Source organism: Bradyrhizobium sp. USDA 4353 (assembly GCF_054063215.1).
This window is the reverse complement of record NZ_JBSSGB010000001.1, coordinates 2784357-2808293: the sequence shown is the minus strand read 5'-3', so window position 1 is coordinate 2808293 and position 23937 is coordinate 2784357. Positions and strand designations below refer to the sequence as shown.

General features: G+C 64.7%; 26 protein-coding genes and 2 tRNA genes. 13 read left to right on the top strand and 15 right to left on the bottom strand.

Annotation, left to right across the window (positions count from 1 at the left end; genetic code table 11):
* Positions 1 to 44: 44 nt before the first annotated feature.
* A complete protein-coding gene (locus ACVILH_RS12620; RefSeq protein ID WP_456713168.1) occupies positions 45 to 1214 on the bottom strand; it encodes an ROK family transcriptional regulator in 1170 nt (389 codons plus the stop codon).
* A gap of 138 nt (positions 1215 to 1352) precedes the next feature.
* Here ACVILH_RS12620 and ACVILH_RS12615 point away from each other — a divergent pair, with 138 nt between their 5' ends.
* A complete protein-coding gene (locus ACVILH_RS12615) occupies positions 1353 to 1886 on the top strand; it encodes a cupin domain-containing protein (RefSeq protein ID WP_456713167.1) in 534 nt (177 codons plus the stop codon).
* Here ACVILH_RS12615 and ACVILH_RS12610 read toward each other — a convergent pair whose 3' ends face one another.
* Positions 1887 to 2228, bottom strand: coding sequence for an ArsR/SmtB family transcription factor (locus tag ACVILH_RS12610; RefSeq protein WP_456713166.1), 342 nt, complete (start codon positions 2226 to 2228; stop codon positions 1887 to 1889).
* A gap of 88 nt (positions 2229 to 2316) precedes the next feature.
* Here ACVILH_RS12610 and ACVILH_RS12605 point away from each other — a divergent pair, with 88 nt between their 5' ends.
* Genes ACVILH_RS12605 through ACVILH_RS12595 form a run of 3 tightly spaced genes read left to right on the top strand, consistent with a single transcriptional unit; the run spans position 2317 to position 4133 of the window.
* Positions 2317 to 2736 (top strand): YeeE/YedE family protein, encoded by a 420-nt coding sequence (locus ACVILH_RS12605; RefSeq protein ID WP_456713165.1) that lies wholly within the window; start codon positions 2317 to 2319, stop codon positions 2734 to 2736.
* A gap of 7 nt (positions 2737 to 2743) precedes the next feature.
* Positions 2744 to 3196 carry a DUF6691 family protein gene (locus ACVILH_RS12600; protein ID WP_456713164.1) on the top strand — a complete coding sequence of 151 codons (453 nt, stop codon included), beginning with the start codon at positions 2744 to 2746 and terminating at the stop codon, positions 3194 to 3196.
* Positions 3197 to 3239: 43 nt separating this feature from the next.
* On the top strand, positions 3240 to 4133 hold the full coding sequence (locus tag ACVILH_RS12595; protein ID WP_456713163.1) for an MBL fold metallo-hydrolase: 894 nt from the start codon (positions 3240 to 3242) through the stop codon (positions 4131 to 4133).
* A gap of 112 nt (positions 4134 to 4245) precedes the next feature.
* Here ACVILH_RS12595 and ACVILH_RS12590 read toward each other — a convergent pair whose 3' ends face one another.
* A complete protein-coding gene (locus tag ACVILH_RS12590) occupies positions 4246 to 4773 on the bottom strand; it encodes a Dps family protein (RefSeq protein WP_456713162.1) in 528 nt (175 codons plus the stop codon).
* A gap of 107 nt (positions 4774 to 4880) precedes the next feature.
* Between ACVILH_RS12590 and ACVILH_RS12585 the strand changes: the two genes are divergently transcribed.
* The 5 genes from ACVILH_RS12585 to ACVILH_RS12565 all read left to right on the top strand — a co-directional run bounded on the left by ACVILH_RS12585 (position 4881) and on the right by ACVILH_RS12565 (position 10797).
* A complete protein-coding gene (locus ACVILH_RS12585; protein WP_456713161.1) occupies positions 4881 to 5582 on the top strand; it encodes a class I SAM-dependent methyltransferase in 702 nt (233 codons plus the stop codon).
* 98 nt (positions 5583 to 5680) lie between these two features.
* Positions 5681 to 5757 (top strand) — tRNA-OTHER (locus ACVILH_RS12580).
* Positions 5758 to 5990: 233 nt separating this feature from the next.
* Positions 5991 to 9455 (top strand): carbamoyl-phosphate synthase large subunit, encoded by a 3465-nt coding sequence (carB, locus tag ACVILH_RS12575; protein WP_456713160.1) that lies wholly within the window; start codon positions 5991 to 5993, stop codon positions 9453 to 9455.
* Positions 9456 to 9667: 212 nt separating this feature from the next.
* On the top strand, positions 9668 to 10144 hold the full coding sequence (gene greA / locus ACVILH_RS12570) for a transcription elongation factor GreA (protein WP_456713159.1): 477 nt from the start codon (positions 9668 to 9670) through the stop codon (positions 10142 to 10144).
* A 248-nt stretch (positions 10145 to 10392) separates the two neighbouring features.
* The gene (locus tag ACVILH_RS12565; RefSeq protein WP_456713158.1) at positions 10393 to 10797 is read left to right on the top strand and encodes a DoxX family protein; all 405 of its coding nucleotides are present in this window, start codon (positions 10393 to 10395) and stop codon (positions 10795 to 10797) included.
* 125 nt (positions 10798 to 10922) lie between these two features.
* Here ACVILH_RS12565 and ACVILH_RS12560 read toward each other — a convergent pair whose 3' ends face one another.
* Positions 10923 to 11402, bottom strand: a complete 480-nt coding sequence (locus tag ACVILH_RS12560; protein WP_006610482.1) for an Lrp/AsnC family transcriptional regulator — start codon at positions 11400 to 11402, stop codon at positions 10923 to 10925.
* Between the two features lie 281 nt (positions 11403 to 11683).
* Between ACVILH_RS12560 and trxB the strand changes: the two genes are divergently transcribed.
* The 4 genes from trxB to ACVILH_RS12540 all read left to right on the top strand — a co-directional run bounded on the left by trxB (position 11684) and on the right by ACVILH_RS12540 (position 15176).
* Positions 11684 to 12649, top strand: coding sequence for a thioredoxin-disulfide reductase (trxB, locus tag ACVILH_RS12555; RefSeq protein WP_456713157.1), 966 nt, complete (start codon positions 11684 to 11686; stop codon positions 12647 to 12649).
* Positions 12650 to 12656: 7 nt separating this feature from the next.
* On the top strand, positions 12657 to 13580 hold the full coding sequence (locus tag ACVILH_RS12550) for a LysR family transcriptional regulator (protein ID WP_006610484.1): 924 nt from the start codon (positions 12657 to 12659) through the stop codon (positions 13578 to 13580).
* A gap of 452 nt (positions 13581 to 14032) precedes the next feature.
* On the top strand, positions 14033 to 14938 hold the full coding sequence (gene dapA / locus ACVILH_RS12545) for a 4-hydroxy-tetrahydrodipicolinate synthase (RefSeq protein ID WP_456713156.1): 906 nt from the start codon (positions 14033 to 14035) through the stop codon (positions 14936 to 14938).
* A 103-nt stretch (positions 14939 to 15041) separates the two neighbouring features.
* Positions 15042 to 15176: a hypothetical protein gene (locus tag ACVILH_RS12540; protein ID WP_456713155.1), complete on the top strand. Its 135-nt coding sequence runs from the start codon at positions 15042 to 15044 to the stop codon at positions 15174 to 15176.
* A gap of 47 nt (positions 15177 to 15223) precedes the next feature.
* On the opposite strand, the gene ACVILH_RS12535 is transcribed toward ACVILH_RS12540, so the two are convergent.
* The 11 genes from ACVILH_RS12535 to ACVILH_RS12485 form a co-directional block, all read right to left on the bottom strand.
* Positions 15224 to 15901 carry an AAA family ATPase gene (locus ACVILH_RS12535; protein WP_456713154.1) on the bottom strand — a complete coding sequence of 226 codons (678 nt, stop codon included), beginning with the start codon at positions 15899 to 15901 and terminating at the stop codon, positions 15224 to 15226.
* Between the two features lie 228 nt (positions 15902 to 16129).
* Positions 16130 to 16471 (bottom strand): hypothetical protein, encoded by a 342-nt coding sequence (locus tag ACVILH_RS12530; RefSeq protein ID WP_456713153.1) that lies wholly within the window; start codon positions 16469 to 16471, stop codon positions 16130 to 16132.
* A gap of 69 nt (positions 16472 to 16540) precedes the next feature.
* The gene (locus tag ACVILH_RS12525) at positions 16541 to 17650 is read right to left on the bottom strand and encodes a hypothetical protein (protein WP_456713152.1); all 1110 of its coding nucleotides are present in this window, start codon (positions 17648 to 17650) and stop codon (positions 16541 to 16543) included.
* Between the two features lie 9 nt (positions 17651 to 17659).
* Positions 17660 to 18316, bottom strand: coding sequence for a 5-bromo-4-chloroindolyl phosphate hydrolysis family protein (locus ACVILH_RS12520; protein WP_456713151.1), 657 nt, complete (start codon positions 18314 to 18316; stop codon positions 17660 to 17662).
* Complete coding sequence (locus tag ACVILH_RS12515) at positions 18317 to 19894, bottom strand: substrate-binding domain-containing protein (RefSeq protein ID WP_456713150.1); 1578 nt, start codon at positions 19892 to 19894, stop codon at positions 18317 to 18319.
* Between the two features lie 26 nt (positions 19895 to 19920).
* Positions 19921 to 20979 carry a toxic anion resistance protein gene (locus ACVILH_RS12510; protein ID WP_456713149.1) on the bottom strand — a complete coding sequence of 353 codons (1059 nt, stop codon included), beginning with the start codon at positions 20977 to 20979 and terminating at the stop codon, positions 19921 to 19923.
* 761 nt (positions 20980 to 21740) lie between these two features.
* Entirely contained in the window at positions 21741 to 21929 is a 189-nt protein-coding gene (locus tag ACVILH_RS12505) for a hypothetical protein (protein WP_456713148.1), read from the bottom strand.
* Positions 21926 to 22324 (bottom strand): hypothetical protein, encoded by a 399-nt coding sequence (locus ACVILH_RS12500; protein WP_456713147.1) that lies wholly within the window; start codon positions 22322 to 22324, stop codon positions 21926 to 21928. The genes ACVILH_RS12505 and ACVILH_RS12500 overlap by 4 nt, the downstream gene beginning before the upstream one ends.
* A gap of 265 nt (positions 22325 to 22589) precedes the next feature.
* Positions 22590 to 22934: a hypothetical protein gene (locus ACVILH_RS12495; protein WP_456713146.1), complete on the bottom strand. Its 345-nt coding sequence runs from the start codon at positions 22932 to 22934 to the stop codon at positions 22590 to 22592.
* Between the two features lie 348 nt (positions 22935 to 23282).
* A complete protein-coding gene (locus ACVILH_RS12490) occupies positions 23283 to 23471 on the bottom strand; it encodes a hypothetical protein (RefSeq protein ID WP_456713145.1) in 189 nt (62 codons plus the stop codon).
* Positions 23472 to 23610: 139 nt separating this feature from the next.
* A tRNA-His gene (locus ACVILH_RS12485) sits at positions 23611 to 23687 on the bottom strand.
* Positions 23688 to 23937: the final 250 nt, after the last annotated feature.

Here is a 23937-nt window from a genome sequence, read left to right as displayed (position 1 = left end):
GCTTCCCTCCCCTGATCGTCGGACGTGACGGCCGCCGACGTGTGTCAATTCGAGATCAATTGCTGCCGCTGCTTGCGGCGCGCGCCGCTGCGGCGGATGAACGAGAAGGCGGCGAGCGCCAGTCCGGAGACCGGCTCGCGCCCGAGGCTCGCCGGCGCGAAGCTGAGCGCGATGCCCTGCAGGCCGCCGAGGCGCGATGCGCCGATGGCGTCCATCACCACGGCGCGATCCTCGGCCGGCAGCGCCCCCGGCCATCCGGCAATCACGACATTGCGCTGGCGGTTGAGATTGAGCGCGTTGCCGATCGAAAGGCCCAGCAGGCCTAAACGCGCCTTGATCTCTGCGCGCGCCGCCGCCGGGATGCTGAAGTCATCCGGCCAGCGGTCGCCGCGGCCGATCAGCTCGCTTTCCCGCACCTGAAGAATGTCGGCGAGCGCAACGGTCGACACATAGGGTTCGAGGCAGCCGCCATGGCCGCAGCGACAGCAGCGGCCGCCACGCTCGATCACGACATGCCCGATCTCGCAGGTCTCGACATCGCCGCTTTCTGCGAGCTCGTCGACGATGGCCGCGCCGACGCCGTGACCGACGAACACGAAGAAATACGAGCCGCCGAGCACACCCGTTCCCATCTGCAGGCGATGCGCGACGGCGCGAGCCACCATCGAATTGGTCAGTCGCGCCGGCGTCTCCGGCAGCTCGCGCTGCAGGACGTGGGCGAGCGCTTCGGCATCGAGCGGCACGATCGGGCTGGCGCGCAGATCCGGATCATAGCCGGGGATCGAGACGGCCAACTGCTCCAGCACGAGGCCGCGTGGCACGGCCCAGGCCGCGAGCTCGCGCACCGCCTGTGTCACCGTCGTCGTGACGGCGGCGGCGCCGAGGCCGTCAGGCAGGTCGTAGCGCTCCGAGTACAGCGTCTCGCCGGCCAGCGTGCCGACGGCGGCGTAAAGCTGGTTGTTGGAGACCTCGATTGCGGCGACGGAAATGCCGCTGCTCAAGGTGACGAACAGGCTGGGTCCGCCGCGATACGGCGCTGCGCGCCTTGTCTCCTGGATGACGCCCTCGGTCTTCAGATCGCTGATGATGCGTGAGATGCTGGCCTCGGTCAGCGCGACGCCCTGCGCCAGATCCGGCCGGAAGGAGCCGCCGGAGCACCACAGGTAACCCAGAATTGCAGATCTCGTATCGTGCCGACTACGGACGAGCCGCACACAGTCCTCCCGACTTCATTCTTACTTATTGTAACGCTATCCAGCCGGGCATGAGGTGTCAATCCGCTCGGCGTGGCTTGCCGGAACGTTGCTGACGCCGATCGTGTTGAGGGGGAGAGAGGTCCGCTGGGAGCCCGCATGACATCGACGATCACGGGCAGCAGTGAGCCGATCAGCATCGTGTTTGCCGATGACGGCCTGGTGCCGAACAATCCGATGCCGTTCCTGGTCTACAGGGCGGCCGTCACTCTCGATCGCGACGATCCCGCGGGAAGCATCGAGAGTATGTTCGGCCGCAACGGCTGGGGCGACCTGTGGCGCAACGGCGTCTACGACTATCTGCACTATCATGCGACCGTGCATGAGGTGCTCGGCGTCGCCAGCGGCACGGCGCGGGTGCGCTTCGGCGGCGATCACGGACGGGAGCTCGAGCTGAAACCTGGTGACGTGGCCATCCTGCCGGCCGGCACCGGACACCAATGCATCTCCGCCAGCGCGGATTTCTGCATCGTCGGCGCCTATCCGCCGGGGCCGAAGATGCAGGTCACGAGGCCAACGCCGGAAAATCATGCGCGCGCTCTGCAGTCGATCCCGAACGTGCCGCTGCCCGAGACCGATCCGGTGCGCGGCGCGAGCGGTCCGCTCACGCGCCTGTGGCATCGCGCGCGCTGATCAGGCGCAATACAGCCGATACAGGGTCTGCAGGACCTCGCGAACCTCTCCGCTCGCCAGGCGGTAATAGATCGTCTGGCCGTCGCGCCGGGTCGCGACCAGATCGAGCGCGCGCATCATCGCGAGGTGCTGGGACAGCGCCGACTGGCGCAAGCCCACCTGCTCGGCAAGCTCTCCCACGGCGCGCTCGCCGTCGATCAGGTTGCACAGCACCATGAGCCGCTTGGGGTTGGCCATCGCCGAGAGCAGGCGCGCCGCCTCCTCCGCCTTGTCCTCCAGCCCCTCGGCCACCGAGCGTACCACCGAGCGTACCTTGGCCTTGCGTGCGACCCGCGCTGTCATGATTGTTACTTCTCTAATTTCGTATATAAGCAATAATGCATATGAATAGGGATTGCAACGCACACAGACTGCCGAGGGCCGCACAGCGATGATCAGCGAACCAATCTTGACCGCGCTTGCGGGTGGCGCCCTGATCGGGCTCGCCGCCGTCCTGATGATGGGCCTGACCGGCCGGATCGCCGGTGTCAGCGGCATCGCCGCGCGGCTGCTGCCGCCTTGGGACAGCACGCTCGCCGGCCGGCTCGCCTTCATCGCCGGTCTCGTCGCCGCCACCCTGCTGGTGCGACTGACGACAGGCAGCCTGCCACCGCTCGTCCTCCAGGCCGGCCCGACGGCGCTCGTGCTGGCGGGATTGCTGGTCGGCTTCGGCGCGGTCTGGGGCAATGGCTGCACCTCGGGCCACGGCGTCTGCGGCATCGCCAGCCTGTCGCCGCGCTCGATCGTGGCGACCCTGGTGTTCATGGCGACCGCGGTCGCGACCACCTTCCTCGTGCGGCATGTGATGTGAGGCCGACATGATCATTCTGGTCCAGTTCGTCATCGGCATCGTGTTCGGGCTCGGGCTGCTGCTCTCGGGCATGTCCAATCCGGAAAAGGTGCTGAGCTTTCTCGACCTCGCCGCGATCCGCTCCGGCGGTTGGGACCCCAGCCTGCTCTTCGTGATGGCCGGCGCTGTCGGCACGGCCTTCATCGGCTTCCGGCTCGTTTTCCGACGGCAACGCCCCGTGCTCGACGACCGCTTCCATCTGCCGCACGCGCAGACATTGGATTGGCGAATCGCGACGGGACCCGCCATTTTCGGCATCGGCTGGGGCCTGGCCGGCATCTGTCCCGGCCCGGCCTTCGTCGCGCTGGGCTACGGCTCGCCCGGGATCGCCCTGTTCGTCATCGCCATGATGGTCGGGATGGCCGCCGCGCGCGTGCTCGCGAACCGCCAACCGGCGCTCGGCGTTGCGCTGTCGGAATGAACAAGTCGGAATCAGCAAGACACACGCTTTGGCGGAGGTTCACATGTCCAGCATCCCGCATCCGGTCGATCTGTCAGTGAAGTCCGACATCGCGCCGTTCTTCGATCCGGCCACCAACACGGTCAGCTATGTGGTCAAGGACCCCGGCTCGCCGGCCTGCGCCGTGATCGATTCCGTGATGGACATCGATTACGCATCCGGCCGCATCGCGCCTGTGTCGGCCGACAAGATCATTCGCCTGATCCAGGACAACGGCTGGCAATTGGAATGGCTGATCGAAACCCATGTCCATGCCGATCACCTGTCGGCGGCGCCGTACATCCAGGCCAAGCTGGGCGGCAAGATCGGCATCGGCGCCAACATCCGGATCGTGCAGGAGACCTTCGGCAAGATCTTCAACGAGGGCACCGAATTCCAGCGCGACGGCAGCCAGTTCGACCGCCTGTTCCAGGACGGCGACACCTACCGGATCGGCGGCATGACGGCGTTTACGATGCATACGCCGGGGCACACGCCGGCCTGCATGACTCACGTCATCGGTGATGCCGCCTTCGTCGGCGACACATTGTTCATGCCCGATGGCGGCTCGGCGCGGGCCGATTTTCCGGGCGGAGATGCCCGCACGCTGTACCGCTCGATCCGCAGGGTCCTCGAGCTGCCTGAGGCGACGCGGCTGTTCATGTGTCACGATTACGGCCCGAACGGCCGCGACATCCGTTGGGAAACGACGGTGGCCGAGCAGCGCGCGCACAACATCCATGTGCGAGACGGCATCACCGAAGACGAGTTCGTCGCAGCCCGCGAAGCACGCGACCGCACGCTGGATATGCCCAAGCTGATCATTCCGTCGCTGCAGGTGAACATGAAGGCTGGGCAATTGCCGAGCGCGGATGAGAGCGGACGCCGTTTCCTGAAGGTGCCGCTCAACGCGCTCTGACACGCGAGCCTGTGGGCGCGCCGATGTCCAGCACGCGGCGCACAACGCCATGAATGAGAGACGCGCCGGTCGGTCCCGGCGCGCCCCCTGAGATCATGTTACAGCGAGCAGCTTACGCCGCGTTGCTGCCTTCCTGGCGGCTGGCCTCGAACAGGAACCAGGTGCGCCGCTCGGTCTCGTCGATGAAGTTCTCGAGCAGACCTGCGGTGGCGGGATCGTCGTTGTCGTCGCACAGCTCATGCGCCTTCCGCATTGCCGCGGCGATGTGCTTGTTGTCTTCCATCAACTCCCGCAGCATCTCGCGCGGGGGGACATACTCCTCATTGTTGTCCTTGATGGTCTGCAGCTTGCTGATCTGGCTGATCGATTTCAGCGTCGTGCCGCCAAGCTTGCGCACGCGCTCGGCCAGCTGGTCCGTGGTGGCGAAGATCGCATCCGACTGCTCATCCAGCATCTCGTGGTAGTCATGAAAATGCCGGCCGCTGACGTGCCAATGGAAGTTCTTGGTCTTGAGGTACAGCGCAAAGGCATCAGCCAGCAGCGTGTTGAGCGCCGTCGAAATCTTGTTCACGGCGTCCGGCGACAGATCGGTCGGGGTATCGAGCTCGGGGGCGGTCTTGTCGGTCTTTGTTTTACTCACGGGCTAACCTTCCTGTTAGAAGCAGCGTGGACACGGGGGATCGGACCCGTTAACGCTCGCTAACCCCTCCAGTTCCGATCAAGGAACTGTGTTTGCCGGAACCCGACATGGACGATTGGATCGACTATTACGATTCCACGCACACGATCTATGCGAGCAAGCTGCACCGCGACCTGCACTTCCAGGGGATCGCGCGCGACATCGTCAGCTACATCCCCTCGCCGGACGCGGTCGTGCTCGACTATTCCTGCGGCGAGGCGCTGTCGGCCGGCAAGGTCGCCGACGCCTGCATGACGCTGATCCTGGCTGAGCCGGCCCCGGGCGTGCGCGGCCGGCTGATCGCGCGGTTCGCCCCGAACACCAAGATCCGGGTCCGCTCCCTCGACGAGCTCCGCAGCATGCAGGAGGCGTCCATCGACCTCGTCGTGATGAACTCGGTCGCGCAGTACATGAGCGAGAGCGAATTCGAGACGGCCTTGGCCGTCATCCGCCGGCTGTTGAAGCCGTCGGGACAATTCGTCCTCGGCGACATCCTGCGGCCCGAGGTTGGCATGGGCAGAGACGTGCTGGCGCTGCTGCGGTTCGCCGCTCGCGACGGCTTCCTCAAGGACGCGCTGGTCGGCCTGGTTGCCACAGCCCTGTCCGATTACCGGCAGCTGCGGACCAAGGTCGGCCTGCAGCGCTACACCGAGGCCGACATGCTGGGGCGGCTCAAGAAGGCCGGCTTCAGCGCCGTTCGAGCGCCCAAGAACATCGGCCACAATCCCTGGCGAATGACCTTCGTGGCGCGGCCGGTGAGCGGAACCTGACGTGGCGGCGGCCAAGGCACCGTCATCTCCAGCAACGGGATTAGGGTTAATGGAAACACGGGCTGGCTCACGGCCCCGTGAAAGGTAAGATCACCCTCGGCCCGGTGGCGGAAGCTACGACGCGAAGAGCGGTGCAACGCTCTTGAACCTGGTTCAAGTCCAGGCCGGGCCTCCAGCCTTCGCTGCTCTCGGAGCTTCGGCTCGGCGAGCGAGCCGCAGTCCCCTTCCAGCCAAATTGGCCGTTGATTTCGGCCCAAAACCCTTTTCGCTCAGAGGAAACTGGTCTAAAGACCGCTCGCGCGCGAGCACTGGTCGCGCCTTGGCCTTCCCTGGGCCTGTGGGGGACGCGCGGCACGCGCGCCCTTTTTTTGTGCCCAAATCTCTGCCGTTTCTTGCCCGTGAGCTTGAATGCCGAAACGAACCGACATCTCGACCATCCTGATCATTGGCGCCGGTCCGATCGTGATCGGCCAGGCCTGCGAATTCGACTATTCGGGCACGCAGGCGGTGAAGGCGCTCAAGGAAGAGGGCTATCGCGTCGTCCTCGTCAATTCCAATCCGGCCACGATCATGACCGATCCGGAATTGGCGGACGCGACCTATATCGAGCCGATCACGCCCGAGATCGTCGCCAAGATCATCGAGAAGGAGCGCCACGTCATCCCCGGCGGCTTCGCGCTGCTGCCGACGATGGGCGGCCAGACCGCGCTGAACTGCGCGCTGTCGCTGCGCCGGCAGGGCACCTTGGAGAAGTTCGACGTCGAGATGATCGGCGCCACGGCTGACGCGATCGACAAGGCCGAGGACCGCCAGCTGTTCCGCAACGCGATGGAGAAGATCGGGCTGCAGACGCCGAAGTCGCGTCTCGCCAACGCCTCCGCGCTGAAGAAGCAGTATCGGGACAAATACCACGCCGAGCGCGAGAAGCTCACCGGCGCCGCGCGCGACGAGCTCGACCGGCAGTGGACGCTCGGCGAAAACGACCGCCGTAAGCGCTATCAGGAATATGCCCTCGGCGAGGCGCTGATGGCGCTGTCCGAGATCGGCCTGCCCGCCATCATCCGTCCGTCCTTCACGATGGGCGGCACCGGCGGCGGCATCGCCTACAACAAGGAAGAATTCCTCGACATCATCGAGCGCGGGCTCGACGCCTCCCCCACCAACGAAGTGCTGATCGAAGAATCGGTGCTCGGGTGGAAGGAGTACGAGATGGAGGTCGTCCGCGACAAAAAGGACAACTGCATCATCGTCTGCTCGATCGAGAACCTCGATCCGATGGGCGTGCACACCGGCGACTCCATCACCGTCGCGCCGGCGCTGACGCTCACCGACAAGGAATATCAGATCATGCGCGACGCCTCGCTGGCGGTGCTGCGCGAGATCGGCGTCGAGACCGGCGGCTCCAACGTGCAGTTCGGCGTGAACCCCGCCGACGGCCGCATGGTCGTGATCGAGATGAATCCGCGCGTGTCGCGCTCCTCGGCCTTGGCGTCGAAGGCCACGGGCTTCCCGATCGCCAAGGTCGCGGCGAAGCTTGCCGTCGGCTACACGCTCGACGAGATCGCCAACGACATCACCGGCGGTGCCACGCCGGCGTCGTTCGAGCCGACGATCGACTACGTCGTCACCAAGATCCCCCGTTTTGCCTTCGAGAAATTCCCGGGCGCCTCGACCACCTTGACCACGTCGATGAAGTCGGTCGGCGAAGTGATGGCGATCGGCCGCACCTTCCAGGAGAGCCTGCAGAAGGCGCTGCGCGGGCTGGAGACCGGGCTCACCGGCCTCGACGAGATCGACATCGAAGGCCTCGGCCGCGGCGACGACAAGAACGCGATCCGCGCCGCCTTGGGCACGCCGACGCCGAACCGCATCCTGCAGGTGGCGCAGGCGATGCGTCTCGGCTGGTCGGACGAGGAGATCTTCAACTCCTGCAAGATCGACCCGTGGTTCCTGGCGCAGATGCGCGGCATCGTCGAGATGGAGGAGAAGGTCCGCCGTCACGGCCTGCCGCCGAACGCCGTGGGCATGCGCACCTTGAAGGCGATGGGCTTCTCGGACGCCCGGCTCGCAGTGCTCGCCAACACCACCGAGGCCGAGGTCGCCGCCAAGCGGCAGGCGCTCGGCGTCCGTCCGGCGTTCAAGCGCATCGACACCTGCGCGGCGGAGTTCGCATCCCCCACCGCCTATATGTATTCGAGCTACGAGACGCCGTTCGCCGGTCAGCTCGGCGACGAAAGCGCGCCGTCGGACAGGAAGAAGGTGATCATCCTCGGCGGCGGTCCGAACCGGATCGGCCAGGGCATCGAGTTCGACTATTGCTGCTGCCACGCCTGCTTCGCGCTGGCCGATGCCGGCTACGAGACCATCATGGTCAACTGCAATCCGGAGACGGTGTCGACCGACTACGACACTGCCGATCGGCTGTATTTCGAGCCGCTGACGGCCGAGGACGTGCTCGAGATCATCGCGACCGAGCGCCAGAACGGCACGGTGCATGGCGTGATCGTGCAGTTCGGCGGCCAGACGCCGCTGAAGCTCGCGCGCGCGCTGGAAGCCGCCGACGTGCCGATCCTCGGCACCTCGCCCGAGGCGATCGACCTCGCCGAGGACCGCGACCGCTTCAAGCGCATCCTCGACAAGCTGCACCTGAAGCAGCCGAAGAACGGCATCGCCTATTCGGTCGAGCAGGCGCGGCTCGTTGCCGCCGATCTCGGCCTGCCGCTGGTGGTGCGTCCGTCCTACGTGCTCGGCGGCCGCGCGATGCAGATCATCCGCGAGGACAACCAGCTCAGCGACTACCTGCTCGGCACCCTCCCCGAGCTGGTGCCGGCCGACGTCAAGGCGCGCTATCCGAACGACAAGACCGGCCAGATCAACACGGTGCTGGGCAAGAACCCGCTGCTGTTCGACCGCTATCTCTCGGATGCCACCGAAGTCGATGTCGACTGCCTGTCCGACGGCAAGGACACCTTCGTCGTCGGCATCATGGAGCACATCGAGGAAGCTGGCATCCATTCCGGCGACTCCGCCTGCTCGCTGCCGCCGCATTCTCTCGATGAAGCCACCATCGCCGAGCTGGAGCGGCAGACCCGCGAGCTCGCGCTTGGCCTCGACGTCGTCGGCCTGATGAACGTGCAATACGCGATCAAGGACGGCACGATCTACGTGCTCGAGGTCAATCCGCGCGCCTCGCGCACGGTGCCGTTCGTCGCAAAGGTCGTCGGCACGCCGGTCGCCAAGATCGCGGCGCGAATCATGGCGGGCGAGAAGCTCGCCGATTTCGGCCTCAAGAAGCGCGCGCCGAAGCATGTCGGCGTCAAGGAATCGGTCTTCCCGTTCGCCCGCTTCCCCGGTGTCGATACGGTGTTGGGACCGGAGATGCGCTCGACCGGCGAGGTGATGGGCATCGACCGCTCCTTCGCGGTCGCCTTCGCCAAGAGCCAGCTCGGCGGCGGCACGCGCGTGCCGCGCAAGGGCACGGTATTCGTCTCGGTGCGCGAGAGTGACAAGGCCCGAATCACCGAGGTCGTGCGCATGCTGCACGAGCATGGCTTCAAGGTTGTCGCCACATCGGGGACTCAGCGCTTCCTGGTCGATCAGGGCGTGCCGACCGAGAAGATCAACAAGGTGCTGGAAGGACGGCCGCACATCGTGGACGCCATCACCAATGGCGATATCCAGCTGGTCTTCAATACCACCGAAGGCCCGCAGGCCCTGGCCGACAGCCGATCGCTGCGTCGCGCTGCCCTCTTGCATAAAGTGCCGTATTACACCACTCTTTCGGGTGCCGTGGCGGCTGCGCAAGGCATCCGTGCCTACCTCGGGGGAGACCTTGAGGTCCGCACCTTGCAGAGTTACTTTTCCGAAAACTAATCGCTTGGCGCGGGCGAACGCCCGCTAAGCGATTGGCAGTGATCGGAAATGACGCCCTCCGGCAGGAACTCGCCGCGCGGTTCGATGTTGGTCCGGCCTTTGGCCGAGCCGGCATCCGCCGAGCTTTCAGGCTTTGCTTTGAGCCGCAAAGGCCTATTCTGAAGATGCTGATCGTGCGCGCCTGTGCCTGCACGACTGAAGGACGAGAAGAGATGGTGGAAAAGGTTCCGATGACCGCCGGCGGCTACGCCGCGCTGGAGAACGAGCTCAAGCAGCGCCAGTCGGTGGACCGCCCGCGCATCATCGAGCACATCGCCGAAGCGCGCTCGCATGGCGACCTCTCGGAAAACGCCGAGTATCACGCGGCCAAGGAAGAGCAGTCGCACAATGAGGGCCGCATCGCCGAGCTCGAGGACAAGCTCGCGCGCGCCGACATCATCGACGTGACCAAGCTCTCCGGCGACACGATCAAGTTCGGCGCGACGGTGACCTTGATCGACGAGGATACCGAGAAGAAGGCGGTCTGGCAGATCGTCGGCGAGGTCGAAGCCGACGCCAAGAAGGGCAAGATCTCGATCACCTCGCCGCTCGCCCGCGCGCTGATCGGCAAGAAGATGGGGACCACTGTCGAGGTCATGGCTCCGGGCGGGGCAAAGTCCTATGAGATCGCCAAGGTCGAGTGGCGCTGACGCCAGTTCGCCTTTGTTACAAGACATTTCAGGCTGCGCGAAAGCGCAGCCTTTTTCGTTCGAGATGTCACCTTTGCCGGCAGTCTTCCTCCGGGGGGTTCGACAGCACACGGTCAATTCATCGGGACGGGAAGATTCATGGCGGTGACGGGGTTCTGGTAATGAGCTAGGTGAGAACCGGCGAACCGGGCAAAGCTCAAACCCGTCCGGCGCCATCACGATCACTTTGATTTGGGGGACGATCACACATGGAGCAGATGCTCTCGAAATGGCAACCGGCTGTGCTCAGCCTGTTTCGCTTCATCACCGGCCTGCTGCTGTTTCAGTACGGCGTGGCCAAGATCTTCAAGTTTCCGGTGATTCCGTACTTCGCCAACATCCCGCCGCTGATCTACACGGCCGGCATGATCGAGCTCGTGCTCGGCGCCCTGCTGATGGTCGGCCTGCTGACCCGGCCCGTGGCGTTCATCCTCTCGGGCCAGATGGCCTTCGCCTATTTCCTCGGCCACATGTTCAAGACCGGCGAGCCAGTCTGGCTGCCGCTGCTCAACAACGGCACCGCGGCGATCGCCTTCTGCTTCTCGTGCTTGTATCTGGCGACAGCCGGCGGCGGCCCGATCAGCCTCGACGCGCTGCTGCGCAAAAAGGCCTAAGCTCATCCTCGCAAGTCATTCCGGGGCGATGCGTCGGCATCGACCCGGAATCCAGAGCTGAGTTCTCGAACGTCAAACTTCCGGGACCAGCTCCTTTCGGAGCTGCCCCGGAATGATGGCCGGGCTCAGCCGCGTCCCTTGACCTCGAGAGGCACGGCCGCGTCGTATTTGGAATTGTGCAGCACCAGCGACGTCCGCACGTTGCGCACATGCGGCGCCGCCGTCAGATGCGTGACGAATTCCTGGAAGGTCGCCATGTCAGGGGCCACGCATTTCAGGATGAAGTCGACTTCGCCTGAGAGCATCCAGCACTCCCGCACCAGCGGCTCGGCGCGGACGAACTCCTCGAAAGCCTTCAGGTCCGCATCGGCCTGGCTCGACAGATGCACAGCGGCAAACACGGTGACATCGAAGCCGAGCTTGCGCGGATCGAGCAGGCCACGATAGCCGGTGATGTAGCCCTCCTCCTCGAGCGTCCTGACGCGCCGCAGGCAGGGCGGCGGCGAGATGCCGACCCGCTTGGCGAGCTCCACATTCGTGATCCTGCCGTCGGCCTGAATTTCGCTCAGGATTTTGAGATCGATGTCGTCGAGGTTCTTCGTCACGGGGATTGGGGGGCTGGCGGGAACAGGCGGGAGCGGGCCCCCGGGTGGATGGCAATCTCTTAGCGCAAGCCGGTCAATTTGCGCAATTTTATTACTCTAGATTTCCCCTGTTGACCGCCTCGTGAAGGGAAAATTCGCCGAGATGCGTTGCAATTCTTGCATAGCTTGCCAGATGCCTTAGACTTGGATTTGACATTTTCGATGGGGCTTCGGGGCGTTTCTTCCACGCATTCCGCTCGCTGCGTCGTCAATCTACCCCTTTCCAGCGAGTTCTCGTCGTCATGCAAGCTCCGATCCATGCCAAAGTCGTCATCATCGGTTCCGGCCCCGCCGGCTACACCGCGGCGATCTACGCGGCACGGGCCATGCTTGAGCCGGTGCTGATCCAGGGCATTCAGCCGGGCGGCCAGCTCACCATCACCACCGATGTCGAGAACTACCCGGGCTTCGCCGACGTGATCCAGGGCCCCTGGCTGATGGAGCAGATGGAGAAGCAGGCCACCCATGTCGGCGCCAAGATCAGGACCGACCTGGTGACCAAGCTCGAGCTTGGTCAGCGCCCCTTCCGCCTGACCTGCGATTCCGGCGATGTCTATCTGGCGGAGACCGTCATCCTCGCGACCGGCGCCCAGGCGCGCTGGCTCGGTCTGCCGTCTGAGGAAACGTTCAAGGGCTTTGGCGTGTCCGCCTGCGCCACCTGCGACGGCTTCTTCTATCGCGGCAAAGAAGTCGTGGTGGTCGGCGGCGGCAACACCGCCGTCGAGGAAGCGCTGTTCCTGACCAATTTTGCCTCGACCGTCACGGTCGTGCATCGACGCGATCATTTCCGCGCCGAGCGCATCCTGCAGGAGCGGCTGTTCAAGCATCCCAAGATCAAGGTCGTGTGGGACAGCGCGCTCGACGAGATCTGCGGAGCGAGCTCGCCGTCGAAGGTCACGCATGTCCGGCTCAAGAACGTTAAGACCGGCGCGCTCACGGAGCTGCCGGCCGACGGCGTCTTCATCGCCATCGGCCATGCGCCGGCCACGGAGCTTGTGGCAGGCCAGTTGAAGCTGAAACCCTCCGGCTATGTCGAGGTCGTGCCGGGCTCGACGGCGACCTCTGTCCCCGGCGTATTCGCGGCCGGCGACGTCGCCGACGAAACCTATCGGCAGGCGATCACCGCCGCCGGCATGGGCTGCATGGCGGCCCTCGAGGCCGAACGCTTCATCGCCCACACGGCGAGCGAACGCGCCGCTGCAGAATGAACTGACGATGCCACGATCACGGGATGGATTTACGGATATGGATTGGGACAAGCTGAAGGTGTTTCACGCAGCGGCGGAAGCTGGCAGCTTCACGCATGCCGGGGAGCAGCTCGGGCTGTCGCAATCGGCGGTCTCGCGCCAGGTCAGTGCGCTGGAGCAGGAGCTCGCGGTGTCGCTGTTTCATCGCCACGCGCGCGGCCTGATCCTCACCGAGCAAGGTGACCTGCTGTTCCGGACCGCGCACGACGTCTTCATGCAGCTGCAGGCGGCGCGGGCCAAGCTGACCGACAGCCGCGAACGTCCAAGCGGCGATCTCAAGATCACGACCACCCCGGGCGTGGGCATCAACTGGCTGATCCCGCGGCTCGGCGAGTTCACCGCGATGTATCCGGAGATTCGGATCTCGCTGATCGTCACAGACGAAGAGCTCGACCTGTCGATGCGCGAGGCTGACGTCGCGATCCGCACGCGCAAGCCGACGCAGCCGGATCTGATCCAGCGCAAGCTGTTCGCGATCAGCTTCCACGCCTACTGCTCGCCGGAATATGTGAAGCGGTTCGGCACGCCGCGCACGCTCGACGAACTCGACGACCACCGCATCATCATGCTGGCCGACGGCCAGGTCGCGCCGCATCTGCAGAACCGCAGCTGGCTGGTCGACGCCGGCCGCAACGGCTCCGGTCCGCGCGAGGCCTATTTCCGCGTCAACAACATCCTCGGCCTGGTGCGCGCCTGTCAGCAGGGACTCGGCATCGCCGCGCTGCCCGACTACCTGGTCGAAGAGAACAGCCGCCTCGTGCAGTTGTTCGGTGAGTCCGATTCGATCCAGCTCGACACCTACTTCGTTTATCCCGAGGAATTGAAGACGGTCGCGCGCGTCCAAGTGTTCCGTGACTTTGTCGTGAGCAAAGCGCAGCGCTGGCCGGCTTGAGATTGTGCATGTCTGACATGCGGTGCACCTGCTTGCTGCAGGGCCGGATCGAGGACCATAGTGCTCGCGTGCTGAGCGTTGGCGCTGCGCATTGTCCCCCTCCTCCAGTGGCGCAAGCGCTCGGAATCCTTCTTGGAAGGTGATTGTGTCGGCCTTATTGGCCATACCTCCAGCCGGGCTCATTGGGCCCGGCTATTTTTTTGCGCGGAGAATATTTGCGCGCACATAGCATCATCACGCACGCGTGACATTGACAGTGCGACGCTCACCCCGCATGTAGATCGTATGTCCACGTCGCACGCCAAGCTGTCGTCGAAAAAAGGTCCCCTGCCGGGGACCTGTGGACGCGCGCGCTAGAATCTCTCCAGACTTCACCGCCGCATCACGAGCCCCGCCGCAAGGACTTTTTCGTGTGTCCCGTCTCCGGCCTCAACACCCCGAGGAGATGGACCATGACGACCCTTCGAACGCGACTGCACGGACTATGGCTGCCGCTGATCACGCCGTTTCGCGACGGCGCGCTGGATGAGCCATCCTTGCGCAATCTCGTGCGGCACTATGCCGCCAAGCCGATCGACGGCGTCGTGCTCGGCGCGACCTCCGGCGAGGGACTGGCGCTGTCGTGGGACGAGCGCGCGCGTCTCGTCGGCGTCGTCCGTGACGAGCTCGCCGCACTCGGTCGCTCACTGCCGATCTGTCTCGGCATCGGCGGCGTGGCGACATCAGACCTCATCGAGGCGCTCGATCGAACGGCATCCTGGCCGATCGACTCCTATCTGATCTCAAGCCCGCCTTACGTGCGTCCCTCGCAGCGCGGACTGCTGGCACATTTCACGGCTCTGGCTGAGCGCACGGCGCATCCGATCGTGCTTTACAACATCCCCTATCGCTCGGCTGTCGGGCTCGACAACGAGACATTGCTGCAGCTCGCGCAGCATCCAGCCATCGTGGGCCTGAAGGATTGCTGCGCCAACCGAATGCAGACGCGCGACCTGATTGCGCGCCGGCCACCGGGCTTCCGTATTCTCACGGGCGAGGACGCCCAGAGCTTCGACGCGCTGCAGGCCGGCGCCGACGGCGCCATCCTGCTCTCGGCGCATCTCGAGACCGAGACCTTCGCGGCGATGCTCGACCACGCGAGGGCCGGTCGGACCGACGCCGCAGCGGCGTGCTGGCCGCAAGTCGAGGATCTCACGCGGCTGTTGTTCGCCGAGCCGAGCCCGGCTCCGGCCAAGTATTGGCTGGCGCGGACCGGACTGATCGCGAGTCCCGAGGTGCGGCTGCCGATGGTCGAGGTCGGCGCGGAGCTCGCGGGCCGACTCGATCGGGAGATCGAGCGGCGGGGCGGCGGTGGTTAATCGGTGCTAACAAAGGGCGGCAAATGCGACCTAGTCCGCAACGTGATGTTTAAAGATGATCCGCTATGGATGTTGAAAACCTCAAAACGAGCGCGGGGGCGTCGTGGCTTTTCAGGATCATCCATTCCCTGAGAATCAGGGATTCAGCACCGAGGACATTCTCTGGGCGGTCGGGATCTGGTCGGTGATCCTGACGCTGACGCCGGCGATCGCGTTCTATCTGCTGATGGTCGCCTGATCTCCGAAACGCGCGGTCCCCCGCGCGTTCAACTCCCATCTTTTCGATCACGCCGCCTGCTTGTGCATCGCGCCGTTGGCGGACACCGTGCCGCGGATCGCCTTCACCGAGCGCTCGATCGCAGCCCACAGGCGCGCGATCTCGGCCGCCGCGCGGCCTTCGGCATAATATTCGCGCACGCCTTCGCCCTGTCCCAGCGCCATCAGGAGATCGGCGCGGTTGGTGATCTGGCCGCCCCACACCGGCGCCTTGAACTTGGCCAGCGCCTCGCGCGCGATCGTCACGATCGGACTCTCGGCCTCGTCGCGACGCGCCGGCGCGCCGTTGAGCACGACTGCGTAAGGCTTGCGCGCGGCGCGGCAGGTCTGGATCGTCTCCTGCACCGCGTTGACGTCGAACACGCCCGGACGCGCCGGGATGATCACCATGGTCGCGTTCTTGATCGCATCCTCGACCACGGCCGAGATCGTCGGCGGCGTGTCGATCAGCACCCACTCGACGCCGTCGCGGCGGGCCGCGGACACGATCGCGCTCACCGAGTTCACGGCCGTCTTGATCGGCGGCTCGTTGGTGCCGCGCAGCTTGTGCCAAAGCGTCAGCGACCCCTGGGGGTCGGCATCGATGAGCAGACAGGACTTGCTCGCCTTGATCTGCGCAGCGAGATGGGCGGCCAGGGTGCTCTTGCCTGAACCGCCCTTACGCGATGCGAAAACAATAACGTTCATACCTTGGCCTCCAGATTGACCCCGGCGGCGAAAATGAATCAGCGGACTGATTCGCGGAAGATAAATTTAGCGATTGCTAACGCGTAACTCCTGATTGCCGAAACGCATTGGTTTTTGAGTCACACCATCGGCAGAAAAGCGGCCGATCGTGCGACGATCTCCGGCAACATCCGGTATTCACCGATCGCTCTCGCATGTTGAGGATGCACGCTTGCACGCATTGGACAGCTAGGTCTCATCCGGGCGCGACTTCTTCGCCTTGCCTGCGCGCGCATTGACCGGCTTCTTGGTTGCTGCCGGCCGAAGGCTCATCGGCTTTTCAGCACGGCCCGACGAGGCCTGACGCGGCGGCGGACCGAACTGGGCGCGGCACGGCGGCGACAGCTCGGCCTTGCGCCTGGCCATGCAGGCGGTGATGCGGTCGACATCGGGAATCTCGGAACTACAAAGACGCAGCGCGTCGCCCGTGCACGCCTGCTCCTGCTCGGCGGTATAGGCATACACGGAAACAGGAACCATCGTCAGGACCGGCAGCGCCGTTCCCAGCAGTGTCAGCAGGACGCCCCTCATCGTGCCCTCCCCGTTTTGCAACACTAGGTGCAACCTCCCGGGATTCGCAAGCTGCGCATCCCGCTCTCCTCACGCGGCCAGATGATCCAGCAGCGCCATCATCACCGGTGCATCGGGCATCGGCAGCACCGAATCGATGCGGTCGATCAGCCGCGATTGCAGCAACGGATTGCGCGCCTTGCCGATGGTGCCGAGCGGCCCGCGGAAGCCGTGATCCTCCCAGGCGAGCTCGAGCAGCGCCTCGCTGGTCAGCGCCTCGATGAGATCATCGGCGCCGCGATCGAGGCTCATCAGCGGATGCGCCGAGAACACCGTCGGCTTGGGATAGATGATGACCGGCTTGGCCGGCGCATTCGCCTCGACGCGCTTCCAGCGCTCGGGATCCTGCAGCACCCATTCGACCAGTTGGTTCTCGTAGCCGACGATCAGCGGCTGCGCGCCGACGCCGCCGGCGATGTAGTCGTCGAACAGCTTGCCGGAGGATGGCGGCTTGAAGCCCATCCGTTTGAATACGGTGGCAACGTCGCCATCGATCTTGCCAAGCGCATCGAGCGCGATCACGTCGCCGCTCAGCAGGTTCGCGGCAAGGCCCGCGAACATGAAGCCGGAGTTGGAGCGGTTCGGATCCGTGGAGACGATGCGCGCGCGGCCGAACAAATCAGCAACGCCGATCTGCGCCCAGCTGTCGCCGGCGATGATCGCCTTCAGCAGCTTCAACAGATCGACCGTGTAGCGCGGCCCGCCCGCAGGCTCGGCGATCCCCGCTTTCACCAGGCCGTCGGCGATGCGATCCCAGGAATACAGCACGATCGGCGAGTTGAAGATCACCTGGTCGCGCGAGATCTTCACGCCGGCGCCGCGGGCGACCTCGACCAGCACCGAGGAGGACGGCCACAGGAATTGCGGCTTCTGGTCGAGCAGGGTCCGCTCGCGCACCATCTCGACCGAGCCGGCGCGGCGGGCGTCGAGCACCAGGCCGAAGCGTCGCTCCAGGAGATTGCGCACGCGCGCATTGGCGAGAAAGCCTTCCTTCTCGCCGCCGGCAAAGCCGAACAGTTGCTTCGGCTTGCCGAACTTGCCGGCGATCTCCGGGTGCTGGTTGAGATACAGATAGCCGCCGGTGGCCGCTGCTGACGTCGCCAGCAGGCCGATCCCGAGTGCGCGGCGCGACATGGGCATCAGCCCCTCCTAGACCTTGTCCCGCCGCTCGAGCGGAACGGCCGGCGGCGCAGCCGGGCCAAGATCCTCATCGAGGGCGCTCTTGAGAAGTTTGAGCTCGATGTCGAGCTTGTCGAGATCGGCATCCTGCAGGCTCGCGGCATAGCGCGTGAACGCCGCATCGAGCCGGTCGATCAGCTCGCGGGTCGAGGCCAGCCGCGCGGTGTCGACGACCGGCGCCTGCTCCAGCTCGGCATAGGCCTCGGCGATCTCGGCGGCGCGCGGCAGATAATAGGTCAGGAAGCGCCTGACCCGGTCGAGCCGCAACGGGTCCTTCTCGATGCCGGCAAAGATGCGCCGCGCGATCACCGCGAGGTGGCGGACGCCGTCGGCGACCTTGCGCTCGCGGATGCGCCCCGCGGCCTGCTCCAGCCGCTCGGCGCAGGGCGCGGCCTCGCCAAGCAGCTCGCGCGCGAGCTGGACCTTGCCCCGTGCGGCGCCGCTGACATCGAGCAGCGGAAACGCCGCGCGCGGCGCCAGCACCGCGATGGCGCCGCCGCCGGCGCCGAGACCGATCACACAGGCGAGCCAGAACGGCATGCTCAGACCGATCGCGAGCGCAGGGATCGCGACGGCGGCGATCAGGCCGCCAACGATCCATCCGGTCTCTGACGACGCACTCGGCATCTAATTATATCCACGCACCGCGCGGAAGGCGTCGGTGAGATTCTTGGTGCCGTCGAAGACACGACCGCCGGTCAGCTTGGCCAGCGCATCGAGCTGCTTGCGGTCGGCCTCGTCGCCGAAGGTGACGCCGAACACCGGCACGCGGCCGCCATCGGCCCGCCAGGGCTGCTCGAAGGTGGCCCGCTCGCCAAAGCTCTTACCATCGGTCATGATCACGATTGCCGCCAGGTGCGAGCCCTTGTCCAGGATTGGTTTCATCGCCGCCAGCGCCCGCGCGCCGCAGGTGTAGAAATCCGTGCCGCCCCCGGCGCGCAATTCGAGCGTCTGCTTCAACAACCCGGCCTGCTCCTGCTCGTCGCCGCTGGCGCTCGACACCCATAGCACGTGGTCATTGAACGGCAGCACCAGGATTTCATCCTGCTTCGACCATTGCACCAGCAGCTCCCGCGTCCGCGCCGGCGTCAGCAGGAAACGCATGGCCTCCAGGAGCTGGGTCTCGCCATGGCCCTGCATGCTGCCGGAGAGATCGAGGCACAGCGCCGTCAGCGACGGCCGCCGCAGCGCATCCTGATAGGCGGCGAGCGCGATCTGGATCACCTTCGGCTCCGGCGGCCGCACCACGGTGACCGCGCGCGACGGATCGATGTTGGTCGTCTGATCGCCCGGCAATTGGGACGCGCGCGCCAGCTCGACCCGGCGGCCGGTCTTGGCGATACGGGCCTGCGTCTCCGGCTTGAGCAGGAAGGCCTGCAGCTCGTTGAAGAACGCCTGCACCTCCTTGCCGCGGCCGCGCTCGACGAAGCCGAGCGGCGAATCCGCCACCGACACGCCGTCCTCGGGATAAACAGCATAGAGCGGCTCGAAGCCGTCGGCCTTGAGCTTGTCGTTGGTCTCCTTGATGACGGCCTCGTAGTTCCACATCGCCTGATAGCGGGTGCCGTTGCGCTCGCCCTCGCGATAGAGGTCGGCGAGCCAGCCGCTGGAGCCGGATGAGCGTTCGACGCCGCGCAGCAGCGAGCGCACCGTGGTGACGACGCCCTCGCGTTCGAGATCGCCGGCCTCGATCAGATCGGGCTTGCCGATGGCGGAGGCCAGCATCGCGAGATAGGCCGAGGCGCCGGAATTGGACTGCGTCGCCGAGGTCATCAGGAATTTCAGCCGCCCGGCCTGAACCGCGGCCAGGATGTCCTTGGTGGTCACCCTGGCGCCGATCCAACCGAGCTCTTCCGCCTTGGAGCGGCGGACGCCGAGGATCACCGGCATCTGCGTGATCGACTTGACCGACTTCACCCGGCGGCCGGTGTCGAACATGTCGATCCAGATCGAGGCCGCCGGCCACACCGCATCGGCCTTCGCCTCATTGCCCGGCTTGAGCGACAACGCGATATCGAGGGAGCCCTGATAGGTCATGTCGCAGGTCGCGCCGCGCGACTTGCAGAACTCCTGGACCAGCGGCTCCAACACGTCGTTCTCGGAGCCCGAGAGGATCGAGAATTCCGGCCCGCTTGGGCCGCAGCCGGCGAGCCAGAGCGCAGTCAGTCCGATCGCAAGCACCCGCCACACGGCCTGGAGACTCATGGCCTGAAAACACATGGCCTGGACACTCACACCGGCGCCTTCGACAACACCGCCTTCAGCTCGGCGGTCTGCTGCGCCATGCGGTGCTCGACCTCCTCGCGCTTCTTGCGGCCCTCCTGCTGAGTGGTCAGCACGCCGGTGATGGTGTCGATCAGATCGCGGTTGGTCTTGTCGAGCGTCTCGATGTCGACGATGCCGCGCTGCGACTGCTGCTCGATCGCGATCGCCTGGGTCTTCATCATCTCCGAGGCCTGCCGCATCATCTCGTTGGTCGCGTCGGTCACCGTCTTCTGCAATTCGAGCGCCGATTTCTGCCGCTGCAGGCCGAGCAGCAGGATCATCTTCTGCTTCCAGACCGGGATGGTCAGCTCAGTGGTGGCCTGAAGATTCTCGATCAGCGTCTCGTCGCCGGACTGCACGATGCGGATCTGCGGCAATTGCTGGATGCCGATCTGGCGCGCCTGCTGCAGATAGAAGATGCGCTTTTCCAGACGGTCGAGCGCCTGCACCGCGTCCTGATAGGTTTGCGCCGCCATCAGCGCGTCGCTGCCGTCGGCCGAGGCCTTCGCGGCGCGCTCCAGCTCGAGCAGCGGGCCGCGGCGATAGTCCTCGACGAAGGCCTTGCCGGCCGCGATATGGGCGTCGAGCTCGGTCAGCGCGGTCTTGGTCTGCTCGTGCAGATCGTCGAGCAGCGCGATGTCCCGCCGCAAGGTCTCCTTGTTGCGATCGAGCTCGATGCAGATACGGTCGATCTGGGAGGCCACGTCGTCGAACGCGTCCGCGAAGCGACGCACCCTCGCCTCCATCGAGGAGAACATCCGGGTCAGCAGCCCGGCATCCTTGAGCGTCGCCGGATCGAGACCGCGCGCCTTGGCAAGAATGTCGGTCAGCAGCTTGCCGGTGGCGCCCATCTCGCGGTTCTGGGTCTGGGCGAGGATGCGGTCGGCGAACTCGACCACCGAGCGCTGGGCACGGTCGCCGAAGGTGACGAGGCGGGAGCGATCCGAGATGTCGATCTCGGAGCGGATGCGGGCGACCACCGACTGGTCGGCGTGAACCGCCGGCAGGTTGACGGTCTCAGACATGCGGATACCTCGGGGGATTTGGCCAGGAGCGACCGAACAAAAGGGTGGAGATCATAGGGCCGCATTTCAATGGTTCGATGACGGCGGACAAGAACCAAATGCGAAGCATGTTCAAGAACATGACAAAGGCGACCCTTGGCCGCAGTTTGGCCGGCGGATGGCTCGGCCTGGGAGCGGCTGATGGATTCGTCGATCCAGCGGGAGATCGGTTCATCACATGATACGCAAATGCTGCCATTCGCTCCACGGCCGCGCTTTCGCTACATGCCCCGCTGTCGTCCCTGCGAACGCAGGGACCCATAACCACCGGCCCAAATGGGACGATGACTGGCAATTGCGCGTCTCACTTAGATTCCGCGGTATGGGTCCCTGCGTTCGCAGGGACGACAGCGCAGATTTGGGCTGGCATTGGTGCCCTCCATGACCGGATGACGGTTGTGAGATTTCGACCCACGCGCCCGCATCCTCGCAGCGCCAAACGCCCGAGTTGCTCATACGATGCCCCCACCAACGCGAGGGCGCAGGGAATGCCGGGTGAAGGCCTCACCCATGGCCCGCCTGCAACAAAAAAGCAGGCGGCAGTCACCACAGGTTCAGCCGAGCATCCGGCATTCCCTGCGCGATGGGCTTACGAATTATACGTGATCTCCCTGGGGATCGGCATTCTTGCCCCCATCATCAGCGCGTGCCGTCAAGCAACACGTTGACTTGACCTCAGCACCGAGAGGCCAGGACCACACGACTTCATCGTCCGTCATGGATCAGTCGTCGCGCCGTAGCGCCTGATCAATCACGGCCACCGCATCCCCGCCCCACGTATCGTGACGACCGCGCGTACGCCCCTTCGCTTGGGACGGGATGCGCGGATAAGACCACTGATTTGGGGTGGGCGTCAAGATTTTTTCTGGAAAACGGAAGATCGATGCCAAACGATCCATCGCGATCTTCACCAGCGGAGTTCATGCGGACTTGTCTGGAAAAGCGCGACGCGAAGACCTAAAAATGCCAGCGACAGCAAGTGAGCGAGAACCAATAAGAAGGCGAGCAGCATCAGGAGAATACCAAGCTGAGATGCTGTGGTGCCCAAGAGCCCTATAGGCTCGTCAGGCGCTGGCAGATAACCATACGAAGCCGAATAGAATGCAGGGAGTACAGCTATAACAACGGCCGAGAGAACGATCATCAAAATCGTGAGGAGCGGCAGTGCGCAAACTCTCAGTGCGAGATGACGGCTACGCAGGAAACGGCGAGTGCAGAGGTGACAGATGATCGCGATGGCCAGCATGAGCATGCTGCCCCCGAACAGAAGCTCGACAAACATAGTATAGTTTTCAGGTCTCTGCATCAGATTAAAACCGTTGAAAGGCGGCTGATGTTATCATCCCCAGGCCTTGATGTATTAGGCGCAGACCGGAACCGAGTGAGCGATCGTCTAAGCTGAGCGTCCGCCCCACTTCGCGCCTACCGCATCGTCGCCCCGATCGTGGCCTTGCGTCGATCGGTATACTGACACAATCACGCCGAATGTCCGCCTGGCAGTGAATTGCGACTTGCTCATTCCAGCATAAGTTGCCGGGTCTGCACCAGGATGTCTGCAGGCCTCCAAGCGGTCAGAGACGCGCTATACCGACATCAGTAGAGTAGTCGTCCGCACAGTCCAGAACAGCGGAGAAATAATCATCGATCCATCGCGCGATCGATCGCGGGTCGGACAGATCGAGACTGCCGGTCAGATATTTGTTCGGCTCCCACATCAACGGCGCAAATGCCGGGAGCCCTCCGAGTTTCTGGCTCGGGGCGTCGGCGGACAAATATGCCGCGTTGATGCAGCCGATCTCGAACTGAACCCATTTCGTCGGATCGCCGGTGACCTCGAACGTCGCGATCCAGCCCGAACCGGCACCCAGAATTTCGCGGACAGCTGGCGCTATCTCAGCGATCTGGTCACTTCCCATGGTCGGTCCCCAGTGGCGAACGGAATTGTGCAGAGGATTGGCCCGCCTGCCAACTCCCCTCCCCCTTGCGGGGAGGGGTCGGGGGTGGGGGTCCACGAATTCCGCTATGAGTTGTGGAGCGCGGAGCGAAGGATCTCCTGGAAGTCCGTCGCCTTCGGTGATGTCAGCCATCACGTCACCCCCGACTGTCATCGCCCGGGGACCCCCACCCCCAACCCCTCCCCGCAAGGGGGAGGGGAGCCGACCGGCTTCGCCGTGAGACCTTGGCCACTACGACCTGCAGCGTGTTCCGCCTGCTCTGCCACCAACGCGCCGATCCGCAACGAAATTGGCGGATTACGCTGGCGCTCATCCGCCCTCCGACACTCGCTGAAGCATGACGTCCAGCCGGGCGATGACATCGCCGATCATCCCCTTCAGCCTGAGAAATTCTTCGTCTTCACAAGCTTCTTCGGCGAGCGTAAGCGCGAGCGACAATTGCTCGACGGACCGCTCGACATGCTGCTTGAATGCTGCGGCTGATTTCGGATTCATCATGCGTCCTCGGGCATCGAGATCGCTTGGCGCCCACTTGCCCCGCGCCAGCCGTGGCGCTCATCGGCAGCCCCCGACGCTCGTGACCTCGCAAGATCGGACGAGCCTTGTGGTGAGACAAACGATCGACATGTCGGGATTTTGGTACAGTTGGGTGGGCTCGAACCACCGACCTCCTGTTCCACAGACAGGCGCTCTAACCAACTGAGCTACAACTGCATCCGCAACGGGCAGAGCCCCGCGAGAGGGGGCGCCCGAACGGGGCGGAAACTAGGTGCAATGGGGGGATTTGGCAAGTCCGAGAACGGATAAAGTCGGCCGCCTCCCCGCGGTTTTTTGCTGCCTTTGTGAGCGCTTTCGCGGGGCTGCCCAGAATGCGGGCTCGAAAACGATCGAGCCCGGACGCGGGGCGCGCCGGGCTCGGGATTCGCGGCCATCCGCTGGCGCCTTGGGGGCGCCGAGCGGGGCT

Coding starts and splice junctions, on each gene's coding strand:
- ACVILH_RS12615 (WP_456713167.1), top strand. CDS start 1,353: ATGACATCGACGATCACGGGCAGCAGTGAGCCGATCAGCATCGTGTTT.
- ACVILH_RS12610 (WP_456713166.1), bottom strand. CDS start 2,228: ATGACAGCGCGGGTCGCACGCAAGGCCAAGGTACGCTCGGTGGTACGC.
- ACVILH_RS12605 (WP_456713165.1), top strand. CDS start 2,317: ATGATCAGCGAACCAATCTTGACCGCGCTTGCGGGTGGCGCCCTGATC.
- ACVILH_RS12600 (WP_456713164.1), top strand. CDS start 2,744: ATGATCATTCTGGTCCAGTTCGTCATCGGCATCGTGTTCGGGCTCGGG.
- ACVILH_RS12595 (WP_456713163.1), top strand. CDS start 3,240: ATGTCCAGCATCCCGCATCCGGTCGATCTGTCAGTGAAGTCCGACATC.
- ACVILH_RS12585 (WP_456713161.1), top strand. CDS start 4,881: ATGGACGATTGGATCGACTATTACGATTCCACGCACACGATCTATGCG.
- carB (WP_456713160.1), top strand. CDS start 5,991: ATGCCGAAACGAACCGACATCTCGACCATCCTGATCATTGGCGCCGGT.
- greA (WP_456713159.1), top strand. CDS start 9,668: ATGGTGGAAAAGGTTCCGATGACCGCCGGCGGCTACGCCGCGCTGGAG.
- ACVILH_RS12565 (WP_456713158.1), top strand. CDS start 10,393: ATGGAGCAGATGCTCTCGAAATGGCAACCGGCTGTGCTCAGCCTGTTT.
- trxB (WP_456713157.1), top strand. CDS start 11,684: ATGCAAGCTCCGATCCATGCCAAAGTCGTCATCATCGGTTCCGGCCCC.
- ACVILH_RS12550 (WP_006610484.1), top strand. CDS start 12,657: ATGCCACGATCACGGGATGGATTTACGGATATGGATTGGGACAAGCTG.
- dapA (WP_456713156.1), top strand. CDS start 14,033: ATGACGACCCTTCGAACGCGACTGCACGGACTATGGCTGCCGCTGATC.
- ACVILH_RS12535 (WP_456713154.1), bottom strand. CDS start 15,901: ATGAACGTTATTGTTTTCGCATCGCGTAAGGGCGGTTCAGGCAAGAGC.
- ACVILH_RS12530 (WP_456713153.1), bottom strand. CDS start 16,471: ATGAGGGGCGTCCTGCTGACACTGCTGGGAACGGCGCTGCCGGTCCTG.
- ACVILH_RS12525 (WP_456713152.1), bottom strand. CDS start 17,650: ATGCCCATGTCGCGCCGCGCACTCGGGATCGGCCTGCTGGCGACGTCA.
- ACVILH_RS12520 (WP_456713151.1), bottom strand. CDS start 18,316: ATGCCGAGTGCGTCGTCAGAGACCGGATGGATCGTTGGCGGCCTGATC.
- ACVILH_RS12515 (WP_456713150.1), bottom strand. CDS start 19,894: ATGAGTCTCCAGGCCGTGTGGCGGGTGCTTGCGATCGGACTGACTGCG.
- ACVILH_RS12510 (WP_456713149.1), bottom strand. CDS start 20,979: ATGTCTGAGACCGTCAACCTGCCGGCGGTTCACGCCGACCAGTCGGTG.
- ACVILH_RS12500 (WP_456713147.1), bottom strand. CDS start 22,324: ATGCAGAGACCTGAAAACTATACTATGTTTGTCGAGCTTCTGTTCGGG.
- ACVILH_RS12495 (WP_456713146.1), bottom strand. CDS start 22,934: ATGGGAAGTGACCAGATCGCTGAGATAGCGCCAGCTGTCCGCGAAATT.
- ACVILH_RS12490 (WP_456713145.1), bottom strand. CDS start 23,471: ATGATGAATCCGAAATCAGCCGCAGCATTCAAGCAGCATGTCGAGCGG.